General features: G+C 72.8%; 19 protein-coding genes. 6 read left to right on the top strand and 13 right to left on the bottom strand.

The annotated features are described in order from the left end of the window. Window positions 1-68: 68 nt before the first annotated feature. The 4 genes from V1633_RS07515 to V1633_RS07500 form a co-directional block, all read right to left on the bottom strand. A complete protein-coding gene (locus V1633_RS07515) occupies window positions 69-2021 on the bottom strand; it encodes a DUF4153 domain-containing protein (RefSeq protein ID WP_331213459.1) in 1953 nt (650 codons plus the stop codon). A 368-nt stretch (window positions 2022-2389) separates the two neighbouring features. Next, window positions 2390-3499 (bottom strand): HAMP domain-containing sensor histidine kinase, encoded by a 1110-nt coding sequence (locus V1633_RS07510; RefSeq protein WP_456238633.1) that lies wholly within the window; start codon window positions 3497-3499, stop codon window positions 2390-2392. Further along, window positions 3496-4182 carry a response regulator transcription factor gene (locus V1633_RS07505; protein ID WP_331213457.1) on the bottom strand — a complete coding sequence of 229 codons (687 nt, stop codon included), beginning with the start codon at window positions 4180-4182 and terminating at the stop codon, window positions 3496-3498. Before V1633_RS07505 ends, V1633_RS07510 begins: the two co-directional genes overlap by 4 nt. Before the next feature lie 166 nt (window positions 4183-4348). Beyond that, window positions 4349-4909, bottom strand: a complete 561-nt coding sequence (locus V1633_RS07500) for a phosphoribosyltransferase (protein ID WP_331213456.1) — start codon at window positions 4907-4909, stop codon at window positions 4349-4351. 188 nt (window positions 4910-5097) lie between these two features. Between V1633_RS07500 and V1633_RS07495 the strand changes: the two genes are divergently transcribed. The 4 genes from V1633_RS07495 (at window position 5098) to V1633_RS07480 (ending at window position 9553) form a co-directional block, all read left to right on the top strand. Then, window positions 5098-5739: a septal ring lytic transglycosylase RlpA family protein gene (locus V1633_RS07495; RefSeq protein WP_331213455.1), complete on the top strand. Its 642-nt coding sequence runs from the start codon at window positions 5098-5100 to the stop codon at window positions 5737-5739. A gap of 194 nt (window positions 5740-5933) precedes the next feature. Then, window positions 5934-7064: a PP2C family protein-serine/threonine phosphatase gene (locus V1633_RS07490; RefSeq protein ID WP_331213454.1), complete on the top strand. Its 1131-nt coding sequence runs from the start codon at window positions 5934-5936 to the stop codon at window positions 7062-7064. Window positions 7065-7188: 124 nt separating this feature from the next. After that, window positions 7189-9069 (top strand): acyl-CoA dehydrogenase, encoded by a 1881-nt coding sequence (locus V1633_RS07485; protein ID WP_331213453.1) that lies wholly within the window; start codon window positions 7189-7191, stop codon window positions 9067-9069. A 214-nt stretch (window positions 9070-9283) separates the two neighbouring features. Further along, window positions 9284-9553 carry a DUF6458 family protein gene (locus V1633_RS07480; protein ID WP_331213452.1) on the top strand — a complete coding sequence of 90 codons (270 nt, stop codon included), beginning with the start codon at window positions 9284-9286 and terminating at the stop codon, window positions 9551-9553. Between the two features lie 33 nt (window positions 9554-9586). Here V1633_RS07480 and V1633_RS07475 read toward each other — a convergent pair whose 3' ends face one another. After that, entirely contained in the window at window positions 9587-10183 is a 597-nt protein-coding gene (locus V1633_RS07475; RefSeq protein WP_331213451.1) for a SixA phosphatase family protein, read from the bottom strand. Between the two features lie 244 nt (window positions 10184-10427). On the opposite strand from V1633_RS07475, the gene V1633_RS07470 reads away from it, so the two are divergent. Further along, entirely contained in the window at window positions 10428-10703 is a 276-nt protein-coding gene (locus tag V1633_RS07470) for a DUF6458 family protein (protein WP_331213450.1), read from the top strand. 4 nt (window positions 10704-10707) lie between these two features. On the opposite strand, the gene trhA is transcribed toward V1633_RS07470, so the two are convergent. From trhA to pdhA, 7 genes are all read right to left on the bottom strand, one after another. After that, a complete protein-coding gene (gene trhA, locus V1633_RS07465; protein WP_407951988.1) occupies window positions 10708-11331 on the bottom strand; it encodes a PAQR family membrane homeostasis protein TrhA in 624 nt (207 codons plus the stop codon). Window positions 11332-11566: 235 nt separating this feature from the next. After that, window positions 11567-13402, bottom strand: coding sequence for an NHL domain-containing thioredoxin family protein (locus tag V1633_RS07460; RefSeq protein ID WP_331213802.1), 1836 nt, complete (start codon window positions 13400-13402; stop codon window positions 11567-11569). Between the two features lie 134 nt (window positions 13403-13536). After that, window positions 13537-16626, bottom strand: a complete 3090-nt coding sequence (locus V1633_RS07455; RefSeq protein WP_331213448.1) for a hypothetical protein — start codon at window positions 16624-16626, stop codon at window positions 13537-13539. Window positions 16627-16984: 358 nt separating this feature from the next. Beyond that, window positions 16985-17116: a hypothetical protein gene (locus V1633_RS07450; RefSeq protein WP_331213831.1), complete on the bottom strand. Its 132-nt coding sequence runs from the start codon at window positions 17114-17116 to the stop codon at window positions 16985-16987. 250 nt (window positions 17117-17366) lie between these two features. Then, entirely contained in the window at window positions 17367-18833 is a 1467-nt protein-coding gene (locus tag V1633_RS07445; protein ID WP_331213447.1) for a dihydrolipoamide acetyltransferase family protein, read from the bottom strand. A 5-nt stretch (window positions 18834-18838) separates the two neighbouring features. Further along, window positions 18839-19828: an alpha-ketoacid dehydrogenase subunit beta gene (locus V1633_RS07440; protein ID WP_331213445.1), complete on the bottom strand. Its 990-nt coding sequence runs from the start codon at window positions 19826-19828 to the stop codon at window positions 18839-18841. After that, window positions 19828-21012 (bottom strand): pyruvate dehydrogenase (acetyl-transferring) E1 component subunit alpha, encoded by a 1185-nt coding sequence (gene pdhA, locus V1633_RS07435; protein WP_331213444.1) that lies wholly within the window; start codon window positions 21010-21012, stop codon window positions 19828-19830. Before pdhA ends, V1633_RS07440 begins: the two co-directional genes overlap by 1 nt. A gap of 506 nt (window positions 21013-21518) precedes the next feature. Between pdhA and V1633_RS07430 the strand changes: the two genes are divergently transcribed. Next, window positions 21519-22337, top strand: a complete 819-nt coding sequence (locus tag V1633_RS07430; RefSeq protein ID WP_331213443.1) for a hypothetical protein — start codon at window positions 21519-21521, stop codon at window positions 22335-22337. 165 nt (window positions 22338-22502) lie between these two features. Here V1633_RS07430 and V1633_RS07425 read toward each other — a convergent pair whose 3' ends face one another. Next, window positions 22503-23198, bottom strand: coding sequence for an NUDIX hydrolase (locus tag V1633_RS07425; RefSeq protein WP_331213442.1), 696 nt, complete (start codon window positions 23196-23198; stop codon window positions 22503-22505). Between the last annotated feature and the right edge of the window lie 9 nt (window positions 23199-23207).

Genomic DNA, 23207 nt, shown 5'->3' with positions numbered 1-23207 from the left:
TCCGGCAGTCTCACCGCCCCGGCCCGGATGTCAAGTGGTGCGGCCCGGATGCCGGACGATCGGACGGGTCAGCTGCACCCGGTGGATGGCAGGGACATCGACGACCGTGCCGAGGGGACCGGATGTTCGGTGAGAATCCGCCGGGCCTCGGCACGGCCGAGATTGAACTCGTGCCAGTCGTCGTTCCGCTCGCGCCGGTTGTCGCGGAACCCGTTCGCGTCGCCCCGCTCCGCCAGCTCGGTGAAGATCGGGGTCAGGGCGCAGCGGCGCAGCGACTCGGGCAGCCGGTCCAACGCCGGTACCGCGTCGGCGGAGAGCCCGGAGAGGTACCAGATGTCGATCCGTCCGGTCTTCGCCCACAGGTCGACGTTGCGTTCGGCGATCAGCCGGTCGGGGTTGGCGATCGCGAGGCCGAGCAGGGCGAGCACCGCCGTACCGACGGCGAGCCGGGGCAGCCAGGCGCCGGTCAGCCGGATCCCGGCCGCCGCGACCAGGACGAAGAGCAGTCCGATCCAGAGTTCGCAGACCGCCACCAGCAGGCGGAGCCGGGTGGCGCCGTACGCGTCGGCGTAGACGTCCATCCGGTACAGCGCGGAGCCGACGATCACCAGGCTGAGCAGGGTGAGCGCGCCGAGCAGCAGTCGGATCAGCACCCGGTCGGTACGCCCGTTCCGGGGCGCCCACCAGCCGGCGGCACCGATCACCAGCAGGACGAGTACCGAGACGGCCAGCAGTTGCCAGAACCCACTGCGGGCGTACTCGGCGTAGGTCAGTCCGGCCGTACGCAGCACGTGGTCGTCGCCGCCGAACAGGGTGGTGAGCTGGACGGCGACGAAACCGGCGAAGAGCAGGTCCAGCAGGGCCACCGGCAGCATCCACTCGAAGCGGCGCAGCCGGCCCCGGCCGGTCCCGACGGCCAGGCCGGTCAGGTCGGGCGGGGCGGCGAGCACGTACGCCGCGCCGATCAGGCCCGCGCCGACCGCGACGAACAGGAAGATCCACCGGAACACCACGGGCACCGAGAGGTCCGGCAGTACCCGGTCGAGTTGCACGGCGAAGGCGGCGTCGGCCGAGGAGAGCAGCAGTCCGAAGACCAGCAGCAGGAGGAGCGAGACGGCTACGGCGCCGAAGGTACGGCCGAACCTGCCCCCGCCCTCCGGGCGTTGCGGGCCGTTCAGTCCCCGGGCGGCCCAGGGCAGCGCCCGCAACACCGCCGCCAGCGGGATCAGCCCGGAGAGCAGGAGTCCGCGTAGCGAACGTCCGTCCGCCACGGTCAGTGCCGCGGTCACCCCGGCGGTCAGCAGGCAGAGCACGAACAGCCAGCCGGCCGCCCGTACGGTGCCGACCGCGAGCAGCGCCAGGGTCGCGAGCGCCCAGAGCGGCCGGGTCGGGCCGATCCGCCGCAGCCGCCCGACGGCCGGGCCGGTGACCTGTCCGGCGTCGGTGCCGGGATGCTGCCGGTTGGCGGGTGCCGCCGGATCCTGGCCGGTGCCGGTGCCGGTGCCGGTGCCGGTGGCGGTGGCGGTGGCGGTGGCGGTGCCGGTGGAGGCGGTGGCGGTGGCGTCCGGGCGGGTGGCGGGCTCCGACGGTTGGGTGGCGGAGGTCCCGGTCGACTGTCCTCCGTCGGTTGCCGCCGGTTGTCCACTGTCGGCCGCCGCTGGCCGGCCGTTCGCCGACCAGGCGGCGACCACCAGCGCGGCCGTACCGGCGATCCCGGCCAGCAGCCAGCCGAGGCCGGGTCGGCTCAGCGGGATGGTGACCGCCGCGACGGCCGCCGCCGCGGCCACACTGCCGACGACCGCGCGAGGTGCGCCGGCCCGGGGCCCGGGCCAGCGCCGGTGCAGCACCGACGGCGGTCGGGGTGCGTGCCAGCCCGCCGCCATGGCCGGATAACCGGTGCGGTCCGCCCACGCCGGCGCACCAGCCGGCCGCCCGGCCGCCCCCGGCGCCGCGCCTGCGGGTACGCCGGTCATCGTGGCAACTGCCGCCCCCGGCGCCGCGCCTGCGGGTACGCCGGTCATCGTGGCAACTGCCGCCCCCGTCGGCGTACCGCCGGCACCGCCCGGGACAGCGCCAGGGCCACCGCCCGGGACGGCGTTGGCGCCGCCCGGGACAGCGCCAGGGCCGCTCGGGACGGCGTTGGCATTGCCCGGGACGGCTCCGGGGCCACCGCCCGGGACGGCGTTGGCGTTGCCCGGTGCGGGCCTGTCGGCGGGTGCCCCACCCGGTGGCTGCCAACCTCCGGACGGCTGGCCGCCGGACGGCTGGCCTCCGGGCGGGAGCACCCCCTCCGGCACCGACCCCCGTGGTGTCGGTGCCGGAGTGGGCGTCGGTCCCGGTTTCGGGTCACGGCCCGCCGTCGGTGCGGACTCGTTCGGTTCGGTGCTGCTCATCGTCGCTCCAGGAGGGGATCGGACAGCTCGACTTCGGTGGACAGCGGCAGGCTCACCTGGATGCGACAGCCGCTCGGAGGCGCCGCACCGGGCTGGTCGGCGGTGGTGACCGGCGGGTCGGTGACCGCGATGGTGCCGCCGTGCAGTTCCACGACCCAGTGCGCGATGGCGAGTCCGAGGCCGGTCCCGCCGCCGCTGGGTCGTTCGCCTCGGGTGAAGCGTTCGAACACCTCCGACCGGAGACGTTCCGGGATGCCCTCGCCCTCGTCGATGACCTCGAACCGCAGTTGGTTGCCGACCCGGTCGGCGGTGACCAGCACGGTGCCGCCGGGCGGGCTGTGTCGGGCGGCGTTGTCCAGCAGGTTGGCGAAGACCTGGTGCAGTCGCCGGGGGTCGGCCTCGACGTGCAGTTTCGTCAACTCCGGGCGTACCTCGAACCGGACGTCGCGCCCGGCGCCGACGGCGTTGACGGTGGCCTGTTGGACGACCTCGTCCAGGAAGTCGGCGACGTCGAGTTGCTGCCGACGCAGCGGCAGCACACCGGCGTCCAACCGGGACAGGTCGAGCAGGTCGGCGACCAGGTGGCCGAGCCGCTCGGTCTGGGTCAGCGCGATCCGCAGGGTGGGCAGGTCCGGCTCCGCGACGCCGTCGACGATGTTCTCCAGTACACCCTGCAGCGCGGTGATCGGCGTACGCAGTTCGTGCGAGACGTTGGCGATGAGTTCCCGGCGCCGCCGGTCGGCCTCGGCCAAGTCGCCGGCCATCTGGTTGAACGCCACCGCCAGCTCGCCGACCTCGTCCCGGGAGGTGGCCCGCACCCGCCGGGTGTAGTCGCCCCGGGCCATCGCCCGGGCCGCGGCGGTCATCTCGCGCAGCGGGGAGGTGACGCCGTGGGCGAGGATCTGCGAGGTCAGCAGGGCGAGCCCGATCGCGGTGAGGGTGGTCTTCGGTGGCAGCCAGCCGATGCCGAGCCGGAACACCAGGATTCCGACAGCTCCCGAGCCGACCAGCAGGATGCCGAGTTTGAACTTGATCGACCGGATCGGGTCCAGCGGCCTGGGCAGTACGTCCATCGCCCGGTCGTACGCGGTCAGCAGGGCTTTCACGCCGGGACCTCCAGGGCGTAACCGACACCGTGCACGGTTCGGATCAGATCGGGGCCGAGTTTGCGGCGCAGGGCCTTGACGTGGCTGTCGACGGTCCGGGTGCCGAAGCCGTCCGCCCAGCCCCAGACGTCGGCGAGCAGCCGTTCCCGGGGCAGTACGGCGCGGGGCCGGCTGGCGAAGTGGACCAGCAGGTCGAACTCGGTCGGGGTCAGGTGTGCCTCGACCCCCTGCCGTCGGACCCGGCGTTCCGCCTGGTTGATCTCCAGGTCGCCGATCCGGAGGATCTCCGGGCGCTGACTCGCCGCGCTCGCCGCCCGGTCGACCCGGCGCAGCAGTGCGTGCACCCGGGCGGCCAGCTCGCGCAGCGAGAACGGCTTCGTCAGGTAGTCGTCGGCACCGACCGCGAGCCCGACCAGCAGATCCGTCTCGTCGTCGCGGGCGGTCAGCATCAGTACCGGCACCGGGCGGTCAGCCTGGATCCGGCGGCAGACCTCCAGCCCGTCGAAGCCGGGCAGCATGACGTCGAGCACCACCAGTTCGGGGCGGTAGCGGCGGAAGGCGTCGACCGCACCCGGCCCGTCCCGGGCTATCTCCACCAGGAATCCCTCGGCCCGCAGTCGGGCCGCGACCGACTCGGCGATGGTGTGTTCGTCCTCCACGACCAGGATCCGGCGTTCATGCATGCCGCCGACTGTAGGGACCGGGCGTGGTCAATCGGGGCTGGCGTTGTGAACAACCTGTGGAGAACCGCGCGGCCCTGTGGATAACCGGTGGACCGCCGGCGATCCGGGGTGGTTCAGGTCGTCACCCGGTGCTGCGTTCGCCCGCCCGTGGCGCCGGGCCCGCGGCTCAGTCGGCGGGTCCGCCGAGGTCGGCCGCGTGGAGCAGGCTGACCAGCCGTAGCTCGCTGGCCACCGCCGGTGGACATTCGGCGATGATCGCGCTCGTCCCGACCACCGTGGCGCCCCGGGCGGCGACCAGTTCGTGCAGGGCCCGCAGTTGGGCGCCGCTGGCCACCCAGTCGTCCACCACCAGGGCCCGGTCGGCGGGGCCGAGGTGCCGTTCGCGTACGCCGAGGGCGAGCCGGCGCCCCCGGTAGTCCGTTCCGGTCCAGGCCCAGGTGGTCGCTTCGGCGATCTGCCGCTCCCCGGTGTTCTTGTACGCCGGCAGGAAGCCGGTGCCGAGCGCGTACGCCACCAGCGGGCCGAGCAGCAGGCCGGTGGCCTCGGGGGCGATGACGACGGTGGGCTGTGCCGCCCGGAACGGCTCGGCCAGGGCCGGTCCGAGGGCGCCGAGGATGGTGGGGTCCCGCCACCAGCCGGAGGTGTCGCTGACCAGGTGGGTGCTCTCCGGACCGGGGTCGGTCCAGCGGAACGCTTCGATCAGCCGTCCGGTCAGCTCAGCCCGCATCCTGGCCATTCTCCCGGTCCGGGCCCGGCCTGGACCGACGTGGGCCCGTACGACCCAGCGGGGGTCGGATGATCGGCTAGAGGTTTCACCACAAATCCGGACGAATAGCCGTGATCACGTTGACTTCCGAAGTACCGCTCTCGTTACGGTCCGACCCGATCTCAGTCGTCGTACGAAAGGACGCGCCCGTGGCGGGAAAGCATGCCCGAGTACGGTTCTTCAGGTCCCGGACCGGCCTGGTGGCGGCCGGCGCGGTCGCCGTCGCGCTGGTCGGTGGCGGTGCCGCCGGGGCGGTGCAGCTCAGCGCCGGGCAGGACACCGCGGCGGTGTCGTCCGTGGCGGACACGGTGACGCCGACGGGTCTGGACACCCCCACCCCGACCGCGACCAGCCCCATCCCGAGCCCGACCACCGTCGCGCCGACCCGCGCGCCGGAGCACGCCTCCAGGTCGACGACCCGGCCGACCCCGTCCCGGTCCACCCCCACCAAGCGGTCGACCGCGACCAGGAAGCCGTCGCCCAGCAGCACCGCCAAGGAGCAGGTGGTCGGGAGCGGGTCCTGCGGAGCGTCGTACTACGACCAGGGCCAGGTCACCGCGAACGGCGAGGCGTTCAACCCGGACGCGTTGACCGCCGCGCACAAGACCCTGCCGTTCAACACCCGGGTACGGGTCACCAACCCGGCGAACGGCAAGTCGGTGGTGGTCCGGATCAACGACCGGGGCCCGTACGTCGACGGTCGCTGCATCGACCTGTCCCGGGCGGCGTTCGCCGCGATCGCCCCGCTCGGCCAGGGCGAGGCCGACGTCACGTACCAGATCCTCGGCTGAACGGGTTCCGGAGGTCGGGTCGCCGCATGCCGGCGGGTCGGCCGATCCGGAGTGTGAGGAATGTTCATTCGACCTGCAACCGTTGGCTGACCGCCTGACGAAGTCCGGCGGAACCGTGAGGGTTGGATGCGCCAGTGGCCAGAACCCGCTCGGACGAGGAGCCAACTTCGTACAATCGCGCGCGTCGATCAGGCATGCTGTTCCGCGTACCCATGCAACTGATGCCATCGGGCGGTCGCCCGCTGAGCCCTGGTTCCCGCGCCGGTCTCGGCGCGGCCCTCGTGCTGCTCGCGCTCGTCTCGGCGCTGGAACTGGCCGACAGGGAATCGAAGGTCAGCTATGTCGGGCTGGTCGCGGCGGCACCCTTCCTGGCGGCCGCGCTGGCGTCCTGGCGGATGGTCCTCGCGGTCGGCGCGGTGGCCGCCGTGCTCGCGGTGTCGTTGGCCAGCAGCGGGCACGTCAGCCCGCTCGTGGCCGTCGTCGACATCGTCGGCATCGTCCTGACGACGACCGTCGCCGCCCTGTTCGCGGTGATCCGGCAGCGGCAGGCGGAGCGGATCGTCGAGTTGTCCAAGCTCGCCTCGGTCGCCCAACAGGCCGTGCTGCGTCCGGTCGGTCCGCAGGTCGGCAGTCTGGCGGTGGCCGGCCACTACATCTCGGCCACCGCGAAGGCGGACATCGGCGGTGACCTGTACGAGGCGATCGACACCCCGTACGGCGTACGGATCATCATCGGCGACGTACGGGGCAAGGGGCTGGACGCGGTCCGGCTGGCCAGCATCGTCCTCGGCTCGTACCGGCACGTCGCGTACGAGCGGGCGGACCTGCGGGCGATCGTCACCGATCTCGACCGGGCGGTGGCCCGCAACGTCGGCGACGAGGACTTCGTGACGGCGGCGCTGGTCGAGGAGCGGGGCGGCACGCTGACCATCGTGAACTGTGGTCATCCGCCGCCGCTGCTGCTCCGGCGGGGGCAGGTGATCCCGTTGGAGCCGCCGGCGCCCGCGCCGCCGCTGGGCTTCATGCCGGTGGTCCGGCCCCGGGTCGAGCGGCTCGAGCCGGGCGACCGGCTGCTGCTCTTCACCGACGGTCTCGGCGAGGCGCGGCGGGACGGCGAGTTCTTCCCCACCGCGGACCGGGCCTGGCGGCTGCTCGGGCACGGCACCGTCGGTGACGGGCTGGCCTCCCTGGAGACCGCGCTGGTGGAGTGGGTACGCGGTCGCCTCGACGACGACATCGCCCTGGTCCTGTTGGAGTACCCCGGGCCGCGCCCGGCAACCACCGTCGCCGTACCGAGTTGGGAGGTCGGCAGCTCGGACGGCTGAGCCGACCGTGGGCGGGGTGTGGCGGTCATCACTCGGCAGGCGGGACCGGACTTTACTACCCACGAGTAATATAGCCTCAGTTACTGCCGGGTAACACGTGTTCGGAGGCGGGGGGCCAAGCGTCATGACCCACTACAGGAGCAACCTGCGCGACCTCGAGTTCAACCTCTTCGAGGTCTTCGACGCGGGCCAGGCGTTCGGCCGGGAGCCGTACTCCGAACTGGACGTCGACACGGCCCGCAGCGTGCTCGCCGAGGTCGACCGGCTGGCCCGGACGGAACTCGCGGCCAGCTACGCCTCCAGCGACCGCACCCCGCCGGTCTTCGACCCGGCCACCCACACCGCGCCGCTGCCGGAGGCCTTCAAGAAGTCGTACCGGGCGCTGATGGCGTCCGAGTTCTGGCGGATGGACCTGCCCGCCGAACTGGACGGCACCCAGGCGCCCCGCGCGCTCTGGTGGTCGGCGGCCGAGCTGATCCTCGGCGCCAACGCACCACTGTGGATGTACGCCGGCGGCCCCTCGTTCGCGCACACCCTCTACCGGGAGGGCACCGAGCGGCAGAAGAGGTGGGCGCAGCTCTTCGTCGAGAAGCAGTGGGCCTCCACGATGGTGCTCACCGAGCCGGACGCCGGCTCGGACGTCGGCGCCGGGCGGACCAGGGCGATTCCGCAGCCCGACGGTTCCTGGCACATCGAGGGCGTCAAGCGATTCATCACCAGCGGTGAGCACGACCTGACCGACAACATCATCCACTACGTCCTGGCCCGGCCGGTCGGCGTCGAGGGGGTCGGCGGTCCGGGCACCAAGGGCCTGTCGCTCTTTGTCGTGCCGAAGTTCCACTTCGACGAGGAGACCGGCGAGCTGGGCGAGCGCAACGGCGTCTACGCCACCAACCTCGAGCACAAGATGGGGCTCAGGGTCTCGAACACCTGCGAGATGACCTTCGGTGAGCACGGCGTACCGGCCAAGGGCTGGCTGCTCGGTGACGTGCACGACGGCATCCGGCAGATGTTCCTGATCATCGAGTACGCCCGGATGATGGTGGGCACCAAGGCCATCGCCACCCTCTCCACCGGCTACCTCAACGCCCTGGAGTACGCGAAGAACCGGGTGCAGGGCGCCGACCTGCTCCGGTCGACCGACAAGAACGCCCCCCGGGTCACCATCACCCACCACCCCGACGTCCGCCGTTCGCTGATGCTGCAGAAGGCGTACACCGAGGGGCTGCGTGCCCTGGTCTGCTACACCGCGACGTGGCAGGACCGGATCAACGTGGCGGAGGCGGCCGGTGACGAGTCGACCGCGAAGCGGGCCAAGGGCGTCAACGACCTGTTGCTGCCGCTGGTCAAGGGTGTCGGCTCGGAACGGGCGTACGAGCTGCTCGGTCACGAGTCGCTGCAGACGTTCGGCGGTTCCGGTTTCCTCCAGGACTACCCGCTGGAGCAGTACGTCCGCGACGCGAAGATCGACACCCTCTACGAGGGTACGACCGCGATCCAGAGCCTCGACCTCTTCTTCCGGAAGATCGTCCGGGACGGCGGAAAGAGCCTGCTGACGGTGGCCGGGGAGATCCAGGCCTTTGTGGAGTCGGGTGCGGCCACCGGGGTGGAGTCCGCCGACAAGGGCGACGGACAGCTCAAGGAGGAGCGGCTCGCGCTGGGTCGGGCGCTCGGTGACGTCCAGGCCATGCTCGGCACGATGACCGGTTGGCTCGGCGAGTCGCAGGACGACCCGCGCACGCTGTACAAGGTCGGGCTGAGCAGCCGCCGGTTCCTGCTCGCCGTCGGCGACCTGATCGTCGGCTGGCTGCTGCAGCGGCAGGCGGACGTCGCACTGCGGGCGCTCGGCGGCGAGGTCTCCGAGGCGGACAAGGCGTTCTACACCGGCAAGCTGGCCGCCGCCCGGTTCTTCGCCCGCGAGGTGCTGCCCCGCATCGGTGCCGACCGGCGGATCCTGCAGGGCGCCGACCTGGACCTGATGGACCTTCCGGAGGACGCTTTCTGAGCTGTTCCAGGGCCATCTCGAAGGCCGGCGAGCGGACTGCTCGCCGGCCTTCGCGCTATTCTGGAGACGGTGCCAGGAGCACTTTGACCGGCCTTGTGAGCATGGCCGTTTTTCTTCGCACAGGGCCGGATCTGTGGCCTGGAGCAGATTAGTTGCGCAGAGCCGGATTTGTCATGAAAGCCCACGAGCCATCGCACGGGGGAGTGCAGCGGACATGGGCATCGGTACGGGGATTTTTCTCATCACACTGGGCGCCATCCTGACGTTCGCCGTACGGGCGAACATCTGGTGGCTGGACCTGCGCGCCGTCGGCTGGGTCTTCATCGTGGCCGGCGCCGCCGTCCTGCTCACCACCCTCTGGTACTGGCAGGACCGGAAGAAGCGGGCCCGGACCCTCATCGTCGAGGAGAACCGGTTGTCCCATCCGACCGCCATGATGCCGCCACCACCCGATCCGCCACCACCGAGCGCGCCGCCGACCTGACCGGCCACGGCACCGTCCGGAGAACTGTCCGGTTCAGCCCCGGGCGGTGTGCCACTTGACGATCGGGCCGGCCTGCTCCCGTAGCTCCGCCCAGTCGCCCTCGACCCGGTGTACCACGATGCCGCCGGTCCGGAGCCCGTCCGGAGCGGCGTGCACCGGATCGAGCAGAGTGGACAGCTCGGAGATGGTCGGGTTGTGCCCGATCAGCAACAGCGTGGCCACGGCCGGATCGGTGGCCCGGACCAGGTCGAGCAGGTCGCCGGCGTACCCGTGGTAGATCTGTGCCGTGTACCGGACGGTCGGTGCGGCCATCGCGGTGTCCGCGCCGGGTTGGGTGGTGAGCGGACGCGTCGGGGGCGCCGCCATGCCGAGCGCGACGTCGTGCCAGGTCTGCCGGGTGCGCTTGGCCGGGGAGCAGCTGACCGCCTCCGGCAGGTAACCCTCGTAACGCAGCCAGGCGCCGGCCGCGGCCGCGTCCGCGTGCCCGCGCGCGGTGAGCGGCCGGTCGGCGTCCTGCATGCCGTTGGTCGGCTGCCCGGCCTTCGCGTGCCGGAGCAGCACGAGGTGCCGCACCGACCCGCCCGACGGTACGTCCGGACCGCCCGTCGCGGCCGCCTGGTCGTCTGTCACCCTGCTCCCACTCCTCCACTCGGTACGGTCCCTGCCCCCGGTGGCCTCCGTGCCGTCCGGTACGGCGCCGGCGTCACCCGGCTCCCGGGAGGCCGGCCGGCCGCTGTCCGCGAGGTTGTCACCAGCTTGCCTGATTCGGTTTTGTGCCGCCTGGGTATGTCGATGTGTGCCGCGATCCCGAATGGGCGCGGCGGCCGGTCCAGGCCGGTCGAACCGCACGGCGACAGCCTAGAGAGGCGGAACGATGGGCATCGGTGGAAGCATCTTTCTGATCGCCTTGGGGGCGATCCTCGCGTTCGCGGTGAACGTCGGTACGGGTTGGCTAGACCTGAACGTCGTCGGCTGGGTACTGATGCTCGCCGGTGTGGTGGGTCTGGCCATGACCGCGTACTTCTGGCGCAGCCGTCGTCGTACCGTCGTCGCCACCCCGGCGACCCCGGAGCCGAGGGTGGTGCCGAGCCCGCGGGACCAGGTCGTCGAGGAGTACCGCGAGGTACGTCGTCCCGCCCGTCCGCTCTGAGCGGTCAGGCGAACAGGGCGAAGTAGATCGCCACGTGGTGACAGATCGCCGCCACCAGGGTGCAGGCGTGGAAGAACTCGTGGTGGCCGAAGACGGTGGGCCAGGGGTTGGGTCGGCGTAGGGCGTAGCAGACGGCACCGATGCTGTACGCGGCCCCGCCCGCCACCAGCAGCACCAGGATGGTGACCCCGCCGCGGTGCAGGATGTCCGGCAGCACCGCGACGGCGACCCAGCCCAGCGCGAGATAGAGCGGCGCGGAGACCCAGCGGGGCGCCCCCGGCCAGACGAGTTTCGTCGCCACCCCGAGCAGCGCGCCGACCCAGACCGTCAGCAGCAGCACGGTCGCCTTGGGCGCGGAGAGCACCAGCAGACAGAACGGCGTGTACGTCCCGGCGATGAACACGAAGATCATCGAATGGTCCATCCGCCGCATCAACTGGTAGCCGCGCTCGGACCAGACCCGACGGTGGTAGAGGGCGCTGGTGCCGAAGAGGCCGCAGACCGTGATGCTGTAGATCAGGCAGCTGACCAGCGGTGTCCAACCGGGCCGGGTCGCCGCGATGCCGCAGAGCACGGCCCCGGCGACCAGCGCGACAAAAAACGCGTACGCGTGCAGCCAACCGCGCATCCGGGGCTTGCCCAGGTCGACGGGGCGCAGTCGAATCGGTGGGGAAGCGCTCACCCAGACAGGTTACGACACCGTAGGTTACTCGGCGGTAGTGTGACGCGTCACGTACCGGCGGAAGCACCCGCGACGTCGACCCACGGCGGTCGGACCAGGACGGCCAGCAGGCCGGGCGGTGCCCCACAGCCACGGGAAACGGCCACGTCGGCCCACGGCGTGGCCGACGTGGCGTGGCGTTTCAGCTGTCCAGGCCGCGCAGGACCAGCGGCAGCCGGTGTACGCCGTCCGACGTGATCCGCACCGGCACCCCCCAGTCCTGCCGGGTCAGGTGACAGGCGGCGTACTCCGCCTCGGCGTCGCAGGTGGCGGCCTGGGCGACGACCTGCAGCACCCCCTCGGTCACCTGGTCGTTCAGCACCAGCCGCCGGGACAACTCGGTGCCCGTCCCGGCGCCGTCGATCAGTAGCTCCGGCGGGGACGCCGAGACCTCCAGCCGGGTCGATGGCCCGAACGAGTCGTCCAGCTTCTGCCCCGGCGGCGGCTCGAAGATCACGTCCAGGGTCAGTTCGCCGGCGGCCAGGTCGGTCGGCGGCCGCTCGGTCCGGTGCCGGGCCCCGGCCACCGTGCTGGCACCGGCCGCCGAGAGCGCCCCCGGCGCCAGCCGGGTCAGCCGGTGCGCCGACGACTCGACCACCAGCACCCCGCCGTCGGCGGTGAGCACCAGGTCGCTCGGCTCGCCCAACCCGTCCGCCACCGTCGAGACAAGGTCGGTCTCCGGGTCGTACCGGCGGACCGCCCCGTTGTAGGTGTCGGCCACCAGTACCGAGCCGTCCGGCAGCGCACAGACGCCCAGCGGATGCTGGAACAGCGCCTGCCCGGCCGGGCCGTCCACGTGGCCGAAGTCGAAGAGCCCCTGCCCGACGGCGGTGTGCAGCGCCCCGTCCTCGACGTACCGCAACGCGCTGGTCTCGCTGTCGGCGAGCCAGAGCCGCCGGCCGTCCGCCGAGACGGAGAGCCCGGACGGCTGGGCCAGCCAGACATCCGGCAGCGGCCCGTCCCGCAACGCCTCCACCGTGGTGCCGGCGTATACCCCGGCGGTCCGCTTCACCGGGTCGAACCACCAGAGCTGGTGGATACCGGCCATCGCGATGACGACCTTGTCGTCGTACCAGGCGAGATCCCAGGGGGAGGAGAGGTCGATCGCGAGGGCGTCGTGCGCGTGGTCGTCGACCGTCGAGCGCCACTGCCGGCCCGAACCGGCGACCGTGCTCACCTCACCGCTCGCCAGCCGTACGCCCCGGAGCAGGTGGTTGACGGTGTCGGCGACGACCAGGTCGTACCCGGCGATCTCCGCCACGTGCGCGGGCAGCCGGCACAGCCCCTGCGGCTCGGAGAACTCGGCGGCCTCGGCAAGCCCGTCGGTACGACCACGCTCGCCGGTGCCGATCCGACGCAGCACCGTCTCGCCGTCGGCGGCCAACTCGACCAGCGAGTGCCGGGCCGAGTCGGAGACCAGCAACGTGCCGTCGTCGAGTGCCAGGGCCTTGCCGGGAAAGCGCAGCACGGTGTCCGGCTCGGCGGGCGGCACGTACGGGCCCTCGCCCCGGTGCAGGGTGCCCCTGGCCTCGTGAGTCTCGATCAACTCGTCGATCAGCCGGGACAGCCCCTCGGCGTGCCCCTCCCCGGCCATCGAGGCGACCACGTACCCCTCGGGGTCGATCACGCTCAGGGTCGGCCAGGCCTTCGCGGCGTACTGCTGCCAACTGATCAGTTCCGGATCGTCGAGGACCGGGTGGTGCACGCCGTACCGCTCGACGGCGGCGGCCAGGGCCTCCGGGTCGCGCTCGTGCTCGAACTTCGGCGAGTGGACCCCGATCACCACCAGTACGTCGCCGTACTTCTCCTCGAGCGGACGCAGCTCGTCCAGCACGTGCAGGCAGTTGATGCAGCAGAACGTCCAGAAGTCCAGAATCGCGATCTTGCCGCGTACGTCGGAGAGAGTCAGCTCCCGACCGCCCGTGTTGAGCCAACCGCGACCCCGGAACTCCGGAGCGCGGACCCGGGCGGTACGTATCTCAGCCATGGCCCCCATCCTGCCCCAACGTGTCGCACCGCCTGCTCGGCGGTCCCGGAACCACTCCGGCACACGACGGCGCCCCCGGCACCGGGTCGAACCGGGTGCCGGGGGCGCGTGGTCGGAAGCTCTGGTCAGCCGGCGGCGGCCGGTTGGAGGCAGAGCACCTCCTTCTTGTCACCGGGCAGCACGATCGTCGGCTGGCTCCGGTCCTCGCACTTCTCCGCGTTGTCGACCTTCGCGACCACCTTGAACGCGCCGCCCTCGGCACAGTCGGCGGCCACCGGCTCGTTGCCCGACTCCTTCACACAGGTGCCCACCGCCGGGTTGAAGCTCGCCGGTGACCCGGAGTCCCCGCCACCCATCTTGCCGAGCGCCCAGAGCGTGCCGAGCGGGATGGCCAGCAGCAGTACGGCAGCGGTCAGCACCAGGAGCAGTACCCGGCCGTTGCGTACCTGCGGCACCGGCGGCTCGGCTGTCGGTTCCGGCTTCGGTTCCGGCTTGAACGAGTCGAACCGCCCCTGCTCGGAGTCGCCCGGTCCGCCCCAGCCGGGACCGGCCGGAGCGCCGCCGAAGCCGCCCCCGGGTGCCGGTGGCGGGTACGCCGGTGCCGGTGCTCCGGGCGCGGCTCCGTAGCCACCCGGGCCGAACCGGTCGGTGTCGAGCCCGCCGGGCGCGCCGGCCCGGGCCCCGTTCTGCCCCGCCGGTCCGCCAGGCCCCATCAGGTCGCCGAAGGGAGCACCGCCCGGGCCGACGGTGCGGACGTCACCGCCGGGTCCGAAGGGCCCGTCGCCGCCCGGTCGACCGCCGGGTGCGGCGCCGAAGCCGCCGTCGGGACCGAACGGGCCGCCCGGCCCCGGCCGGTTGCCCGGACCGGCGCCGAAGCCGCTGTCCGGACCGAACGACGGGTCGCCCGGTCGTGGCCCGAACGGACCGTCCTGGCCGGGGTGCTCGCCTGGGCGTGCGCCGAACGGGCCGTCCTGCCCGGGACGGGCACCGAACGGGCCGTCGGGCCCGGGGTGCTCGCCGGGAGGGGCGCCGAAGGGCCCGTCCTGTCCTGGGCGTGCGCCGAACGGACCGTCCTGCCCGGGACGGGCACCGAATGGGCCGTCGGGCCCGGGGTGCTCGCTGGGAGGGGCGCCGAAGGGCCCGTCCTGTCCTGGGCGTGCGCCGAACGGGCCGTCCTGGCCGGGGCGGCCGCCCGGAGCGGTGCCGAAGCCGCCGTCCGGACCGAACGACGGGTCGCCCGGTCGCGGTCCGAAGGGGCCGTCCTGCCCGGGGCGGTTGCCCGGGCCGTACGGGTCGCCCGGTCCCGCGAGGTTGTCGGGACTGAACGCGCCCTCGCCGTCCGGTCGCTCGCCAGGGCGTGGTCCGAAGCCCTCGTCCGCGCCGGGCCGGGGGCCGAAGCCCTCGTCGTGCCGGTCCCCGGGGCGTGGTCCGAAGCCCTCGTCGGCGCCGGGCCGGGGGCCGAAGCCCTCGTCAGCCCGGTCGCCGGGTCGTGGTCCGAAGGGGTTGTCCGGCCCGGGGCGGTTGCCCGGGCCGTACGGGTCGCCGGGTCCGGCGAAGTTGTCAGGTCCGAAATCGCCCGGAGCGGGCCGCTGGTGCGGCAGTCCGGCCGGTGGTGCGTCAGCGTCGGGCGCGGCGTTCCGGCCGGCCGGGCCAGCGAAGGCACCGGCGGCCGCCGGCCCGGGGTGGGCGGGCGGCATGCCGTAGATGCCCGCCCCCGGCTGGTCACCGGCATCCGGACCCGGGCGGTCGGCGTCCCAGCCGCGCTGCTCGGGCACGTTCGGCTGGTCGGCGTCCCAGCCCCGCTGTTCGGGTGTGCTCGGGCGGTCGGCGTCCCAGCCCCGCTGTTCGGGTGTGCTCGGGCGGTCGGCGTCCCAGCCGCGCTGCTCGGGCACGTTCGGCCGGTCGGGCTCCCAGCCCGGTTCGGGAGTGCTGGGCTGCTCGGGCTCGTCGGAGCTGGCGGGGCGGCCGTACACCCGGGGTTGCGGAGCCGGCATCTGCGACGCGCCCCCGAGATCGCCGGGGGTGACCCGGCTTCCCGGCGGTACGGCGGCGCTACCGGCCACCGCGCGGCCGGTGGCCGCCCGAGCCGGTTCGGCCTCCGACTGTTCCAACCCGGGCACGGAGACCCGGCCGGCCGCCGACTCGGTCGGCGTACGGGGTTGGGGGACCTGGGCAGCGGGAGACTGCGGAGCCGCCTCGGCGGCGCTGTCCGGGTAACCGCCCGGCGTCCAGCCGCCCGGCTCCCGCCCCGCCGAGAAATCGGCCTGCGGGGCGAAGCCGCCCTGCGGGGGGTAGTCGGAGGGTGTGTAGTCGGCCGGTGGTTCGGCGGCCAGGCTCGCCCCGGGGACACGGGTCTCCTGAGGGGGCAGCGGCACCGGGTTGCCGGCGGCGAAGCCGGGTGCCGGCGGCGGCTGGTAGCCACCTGCCGGGCCGGCCGGCTCGCCCCGGTCGGACTCGGGCCGGGGCGACTCGAAGGCACCGGGCGGGGTACCGACGCCGGCTCCGGCCGGCGGCGACCAGCTCGGCGGCTGCGGCGCCCAGGTCGCCGGGGACGGGAATCCGCCGGCCGACGGGTCCGGCTCGGGGCGGGAGAAGTCGGGCGACGGCTGCGGGGAGTCGGTCGGTGCGGATTCCGCCCGGGGGGCGGCCGAACCCCATGCCTCGTTGGCCGGCCAGGGCTCGGGCATGGCCGCGGCGCCCCGGTTGGGCAGCGGGTAACTCGGCGGGCCGCCGGCGTCGCCGGGCTGGCCGGGGTACGGCGCGGGGCCGCCCGGTGCCGGTGGGCCACTCTGCTGCGCGGGGGGTACGGCGGACGGCGCGGACCCGCCCCAGGCCGGTGGGCCGTCCGGGTTCGGGGCGGCGCCCCATTCCGGCGGGTAGTTGCCGGCGTCACCGGCCGGTCGGGGCGGAGCGGCCGGCGGGGCACCCCAGGCGTCCTGCTGGGGGCGCGGACCACCGGACTCGGGACCGGGGGCTCCCCAGCCGGGCGTGCCCGGCTGGCCTCCGGCGGGCTCGTCCCACGGGCCGGGGGCGCTGGCGCGGCCGGCCGGTGGCGGCGGGGGTGCCCACCCGAAATCGGGCGGCGGGGTACCGGCACCCTGCGGCGGGAACCGGTCGTCGTGCGGTGCGTTGCTGCCGTACGGGGCTGGGCCTGCGGCGCCCGGCGCAGCCTCGTCCGGCCAGCGGCCGGGGTGCTGCGATTCCTCGGACGTCATGCGCGCGCCTCCTCAATCACGTGTCGGCCGCGCCGATCTCGCGCGCCGTTTCTCCGGCCCGGTTGCCGGGGGACGGCGGCGCGGAACCGGCTGGGCAAGCTTCTCGCACCGTAGCCGGTCGAGACCGGTGCCGCCTGAGCAGCACCGGTCGCCGGCCCCGGTCAAACGAGCGCATCAAGCTGTCGCGGTCCACCCGGAAGCCCGGGCGGCCGGTCGGGCGACGACCGTGCCAACCGTACCGGTCGGTGTGCGGGCGACGGAATCCCGGTGGCTCGCGGTGCCGGAACGCCGACGGCCCACCCGGGGAGGACCGGGTGGGCCGTCGATCTGGTGAGGAGATGAGGAGAGTCTGTGGAGGTCAGCCGTAGAAACGCTGCGCGGCGATGAGGATCTCGTCGCGTACCGCGGGCGAGTTGGTGGCCCGCAGTGCGCGCTCGATCGCCCGCGCGCGACGCGCGCTGTTCCGACGGTTGCGGAATCGGTCGATCATGCTCATTGGTGGTGCGCCCCCTGCTATTCGGTTGTCTTCGCGCCTGATGAGTCCATTGAACCGCACGGGGGACGGCGGTGCCAACGATTATTAGGTGAGGTGCACCACCGGCCGAAGAATCTTAGGTAGATGGCCACCCCGGATCGATGGTTCTTCGTAACCTAATGGAAACAGCTGGTGTGCCCGGCGGTCACCCGAGGCACACCGACTGTCCGGTGCCCACGCCGCGTCGCGGCGACGGAACGGTACGTCAGGTCCAGCCGAGCAGGGCCGCCTCCGGATCGGTGAGGAAGTCGCCCACGTCACGCAGGAACCGCGACCCCAGCTCGCCGTCGATGATCCGGTGGTCGAAGGAGAGGCCCAGGGTGGTCACCTGGCGGACCTTCACCTTGCCCTTGTGCACCCAGGGCATCTCCCGTACGGCGCCGAACGCCAGGATCGCCGACTCGCCCGGTGGCAGGATCGGCGTACCGGTGTCGACACCGAAGACGCCGACGTTGGTGATGGTGAACGTTCCGCCCGACATGTCCGTCGGGGCGGTCCGACCCGCCTTCGCCGTCTGCACCAGCCCGGTCATCGCGTCGGCCAGCTCACGCAGGGTGAGTCGACCGGCGTCCTTGATGTTCGGCACGATCAGGCCACGCTCGGTGGCCGCCGCGATGCCGAGGTTGACGTACTCCTTGACCACGATCTCGTCGCCGGTCCAGGTCGAGTTGACCATCGGGTGCCGACGGACCGCCAGCAGCACCGCCTTCGCGACCAGCAGCAGCGGCGAGACCCGGACGTCCCGCCACTCCCGCCGCTCACGCAGCCGGTCCAGCGCCTTCATCGAGCGGGTCATGTCGATCGTCAGGAACTCGGTCACGTGCGGCGCGGTGAACGCCGAGTTGACCATGTTCTGCGCGGTCAGCTTCCGGACGCCCTTGACCGGGATCCGCTGCTCGCGGTCCGGTCCGAAGGCCGGCGCCGTCGCGGTCACCGTTCCGGTCGCCGGCTCGGCCGCCGTCGCCGCCCCGGCCACCGCCTGGTGTACGTCGTCCCGGGTGATCGAACCGAGCGGCCCGGTCCCGGTGACGGTACGCAGGTCCACGCCGAGATCCTTGGCGAGCTTGCGTACCGGCGGTTTCGCCAGCACCAGGGCGTCGCCGACCCCGGCCGGAGCCGGGGCGGTGGCCGCCGGCGTCGCCAGCGGGGCGGGCCGGGCCGGCGCCGACGGCTGGGCCGGCACCGGCGCGGGGGCCGGGGTGGCGGCGGCGGGCCGGCTGACCACCGGCGCGCCGTTCGCCACCGGGGCGCCCTTGCGCGGCCGGCGCTTGGCGGCGCCGGTCTTCGGGCCGTAGCCGACCAGCACCGCCGTCCGGCCGCCCGGCGCCGGGCCACCGATCAGGCCGGGCTCGACCGCGCCCTCCTCCGGCGCGATCTCGACCGCGGCCAGCGAGGCCGCCGACGGCTCCGGCAGGTCACCGGCGCCCGGGTCGGTGTCCACCGCGAAGATCGGGGTACCGACGTCGACCACCGTGCCCTCCTCGTGGAAGAGGGCGGTGATCCGGCCGGCCCACTTCGCCGGGATCTCCACCGCCGCCTTGGCGGTCTCCACCTCGACGACCGGCTGGTTCAGCTCGACGATGTCGCCGACCTGGACCAGCCACTTGATGATCTCGCCCTCGGTCAGCCCTTCGGCCAGGTCCGGCAGGGGGAACTCGCGTACCCGGGACATCGGCGTCACCACCCGAAACTGCGGTCGACGGCCTCGAGTACCCGGTCGAGGTTGGGCAGGTACTCCTCCTCCAGCCGGGCGGCCGGATAGGGGGTGTCGAAGCCGGTGACCCGCAGGACCGGCGACTCCAGGGAGTAGAAGCAGTCCTCGGTGATCCGGGCGGCGATCTCGGAACCGAGACCCAGGTTGCCGGGCGCCTCGTGGATCACCACGCACCGCCCGGTACGCCGCACCGACTCGTACGCCGAGCTCAGGTCCAGCGGGGAGAGGGTACGCAGGTCGATCACCTCGAGGTCGCGCCCGTCCTCCTCGGCGGCGGTGGCCGCCTCCAGGGCGACCCGCACCATCGGCCCGTACGCCAGCAGCGTGGCGTCCCGGCCGGGCCGGACCACCCGGGCGGAGTGCAGCGGGTACGCCTCGGACAGCGGTGCGTCGAGGTCGACCTGGCCCTTCTCGTGGTAGCGGCGCTTCGGCTCCAGGAAGACGATCGGGTCGTCGGAGGCGACCGCCTGCTGGATCATGGTGTACGCGTCCTGCGGCGACGAGCAGGCGACCACCTTCAGGCCGGCGGTGTGCGCGAAGTACGCCTCCGGCGACTCCGAGTGGTGCTCGACCGCGCCGATGCCGCCCCCGAACGGGATCCGGATGACCATCGGCACCTTGACCTTGCCCTGCGAGCGGAAGTGCATCTTCGCCACCTGGGACACGATCTGGTCGTACGCCGGGTAGACGAAGCCGTCGAACTGGATTTCGCAGATCGGCCGGTAACCACGGATGGAGAGGCCGACGGCGGTGCCGATGATGCCGGACTCGGCGAGCGGGGTGTCCATCACCCGGTTCTCGCCGAAGTCCTTCTGCAGGCCGTCGGTGATCCGGAAGACGCCGCCGAGCTTGCCGACGTCCTCGCCCATGATGATGACCTTGGAGTCGTGCTCCAGGGCGCGCCGCAGTCCGCGGTTGATCGCCTTGCCGATGGTGAGGGTCTCGGTGGCCATCAGTGCACGCTCCCCTCGAACGAGTCCAGGTACCGGCTCATGAACTCCCGCTGGGCGTCCACCTCGGGAGAGCCGTGCGGATAGACGTTGTCGAACAGGGTCAGCGGTTGCGGGTCGGGCATCTCCAGCACCCGCTCACGCAGTCGCAGCGCCTCCTGCTTCGCCTGCTCCTCGACCTCGGCGAGGAAGCTGTCGTCGGCGATGCCCTGCTTGCTGAGGAACGCCTTGACCCGGGCGATCGGGTCCTTGGCCTGCCACGCCTCCACCTCGCTGGCGATCCGGTAACGGGTCGGGTCGTCGGTGGTGGTGTGCGCGCCCATCCGGTAGGTGTACGCCTCGATCAGGGTGGGGCCCTGACCGTGCCGGGCGCTGTCCAGCGCGGCCCGGGTCACCGCGTACGTGGCGAGCACGTCGTTGCCGTCGACCCGTACGCCGGGGAAGCCGAAGCCGGCGGCCCGCTGGTAGAGCGGGATCCGGGTCTGCCGCTCCAGGGGTTCGGAGATGGCGTACTGGTTGTTCTGACAGAAGAAGACGATCGGGGAGTTGAAGACGGCGGACCAGATGAACGCCTCGTTCACGTCGCCCTGCGCGGAGGCGCCGTCGCCGAAGTACGCGATCACCGCCTCGCCGTCGTCGGTGCCGGTCTTGCCGTCCATGGTCACGCCCATCGCGTAGCCGGTGGCGTGCAGCGTCTGGGCGCCGATGACGATCGTGTACATGTTGAACTTGAACTCGTTGGGGTCCCAGCCGCCGAGGTCGACGCCACGGAACAGCCCCAGCGGCATGATCGGGTCGATGCCCCGGCAGTAGAGCACGCCATGCTCCCGGTACGTCGGGAAGGCCATGTCCTGCGGCCGCAGGGCCCGGCCGGAGCCGACCTGGGCCGCCTCCTGGCCGAGCAGACTCGCCCAGATGCCGAGTTCGCCCTGTCGCTGGAGTGCGGTCGCCTCGGCGTCGAGCCGTCGGACCAGGACCAGGTCCCGGTAGAGGTCGCGGTACTCGGCGTCGGTGAAGTCGACGCTGTACTCCGTACCGTCGATCCAGGTGACCTTGTCGATCCGGTCGCCGTCCGGGGTGAGCAGCTGCACGAGGTCCCCATTGGCTGGGGTTTTCCCGGCAGGCTTCGCAGCCCGGGATGTGGCCCGTCTGCCGCGGGCCGTGCCCGGAGGATCGCTCTTCGCCATCCCTATCTCCCTGTCGTTCGTGCGTCGGCACCGGGGGTGTCCCGACCGCGCAGCTCGTGCGCCCGTCCGGCTGTTGCCGGACCGGGGGTGGCTGCCGCGCCTGACCCCGGTAGGGGCTGCCACGCGGCGTGGACCAGATTCTGGCCGAGCCTGGTCCACCGAGCGTCGGCGCCGCGTCCTGCCGATCACAGGGTGCGCGAAGGTCGAGGCCGCGTTGCCGTCGGGTCCATATTCGCAGAGCAGGTCAGGATAGTTACAGGTCGGCCTCTGGCGGATCTTGAATGGCTGCCGGCTTCGCCGTACATGCGGTGATTTGCTCCGGTACGGCGATCGATTTTGTCGAAACCCAAGCCCTGACACGCTCCGTGACGCTGGCCAACGCTCCGTTACTGCGTTTAGCTGGGATCGGCGGACACCGCCGGAAGCAGGGCAAGTTTTCCCTGCTCAATGGTGGTTGGACGACCCGGCCTCGTACTGGCCGGACAGCGACGACGAGGAGTGCCCCGGTGCCCAAGCACGGCCACGACGATCCAACTCCGATGCTGCTGGCCCGGCATCGCCGGTCCGGTGGCGCGCACGTGGGCTACCGCCGGGTGACCGGCGTGCACCGGGCCGAGGGGCTCGCCGGCCCGACCCGGCGTTACCTGTTCACGGTCGCGTTGCTGGCCGGGACCTCGTCACTGCCGATTCTCGCGGCCATCGGCAGCGGTTCGGCGACGGTCAACGACGGCCTGCCGCCGTCCGGCAGCGTTCCGTTCATTCCGCCGCCTGCCGGTGGGCAGGTCGTACCGCTGCCGACTCCGCCCGGCCACGGCCCGGGATCGACCGGTACGGGCAACGGCGTCGGCCCGTCGGGCTGGCGACGGCTGCTCGATCCCACCGGATCGCCGGCCGGCCGCCCTGGTCCGGTCGCCGGAAATCCGCCCGGTCCGGTCCCCGGCCTTCCGTCGGTTCCCGGTGCTCCGCATCCCGCCCCACAGACCGGTGCCCCCTCGCCGGGAGGCCCGCCCCCGCCCACTCCGGCATCGCCGTCACCGACCCCCGGCCCGACCGACCCGTCGCAGGGGCCGGATCCGTCACCGTCGCCGGGTCCCTCGCCGTCGTCCGGGCCGCCGCCGACCACCTCGCCCCGGCCCAGCGGCCCGGTCGACCCCTCTCCCGACCCGACCACCGACCCGTCGTCGGAGCCGACCGCCGAGCCGTCCCCGAGCCTGTCGGCGACGCCGTCCCCGTCGGCCGATCCGGAGCCGTCCTCGTCGCCGGAGCCGGAGCCGGTCGGGTCGACCCACCGGCCGTCGCCGGGACCGGGCGCGTCCCGGCCCTGAGTCGGTCCGGGGACCGTCATCCGGTCACGGTCGCCGGCTCGGCCACCGGCCGTCGCCGGCGCTGGGCGGCAGCGCAACGGCCGGCCCTGAGTCGGTCCGGGAGAGCGTCGTTGGATCGTCGCCACCGGTTTCGTCGACCGCTGTCCGGTACGTCGACGTGGACGGTCAGCCGTCGGTGGTGGACGGGCGGAGCATCGGCGGGTGCAGCAGTTCCGCGGTGCCGCGTCGGTAGAGCTGGGCCGGTCGTCCCCGGTCGCCCTCGGTGACCCGGCCGACCGACTCCACGAAGCCCGGCGTGCTGGTGACCTTGCGGTGGAAGTTGCGGGGGTCCAGCCGGGTCCCCCAGACCGTCTCGTAGACGGCGCGCAGCCGGGCGATGGTGAACTCCGGCGGGCAGAAGGCGGTGGCCAACGGGGTGTACTCGAGTTTGGCGCGGGCCCGTTCCAGCCCGTCGTCAAGGATCACGCCGTGGTCGAAGGCGAGCCCGACGTCGGCGACCCGGGACACCGGGAACCAGTCCGCGGCCGCCGCGTCGGTCCCGGCCACCGGCACCGGCAGGTCGGGGAGCAGGGCCAGGTACGCCACCGCCACCACCCGGCCACGTGGGTCACGCTTCGGTTCGCCGTACGTGCCGAGCTGTTCGAGGTGGCCGACCGGCTCGGGAACGCCGGTCTCCTCGGTCAGTTCCCGGGCGGCGGCGTCCGGCAGATCCTCGTCGAAGCCGACGAACCCGCCCGGTAGCGCCCAGCGGTCCTGGTACGGCGGCACACCCCGGCGTACCAGCAGCACGGACAACTCGTCCTCCCGCACGGTGAGGACCACCAGGTCGACGGCGACCGCAAACGGCGGGTACTTGGTCATCGCATTTAT

The organism is Plantactinospora sonchi (assembly GCF_036422035.1).
GTDB classification, from domain to species: domain Bacteria; phylum Actinomycetota; class Actinomycetes; order Mycobacteriales; family Micromonosporaceae; genus Plantactinospora; species Plantactinospora sonchi.
This window is presented reverse-complemented; position numbering and strand designations above follow the sequence as displayed.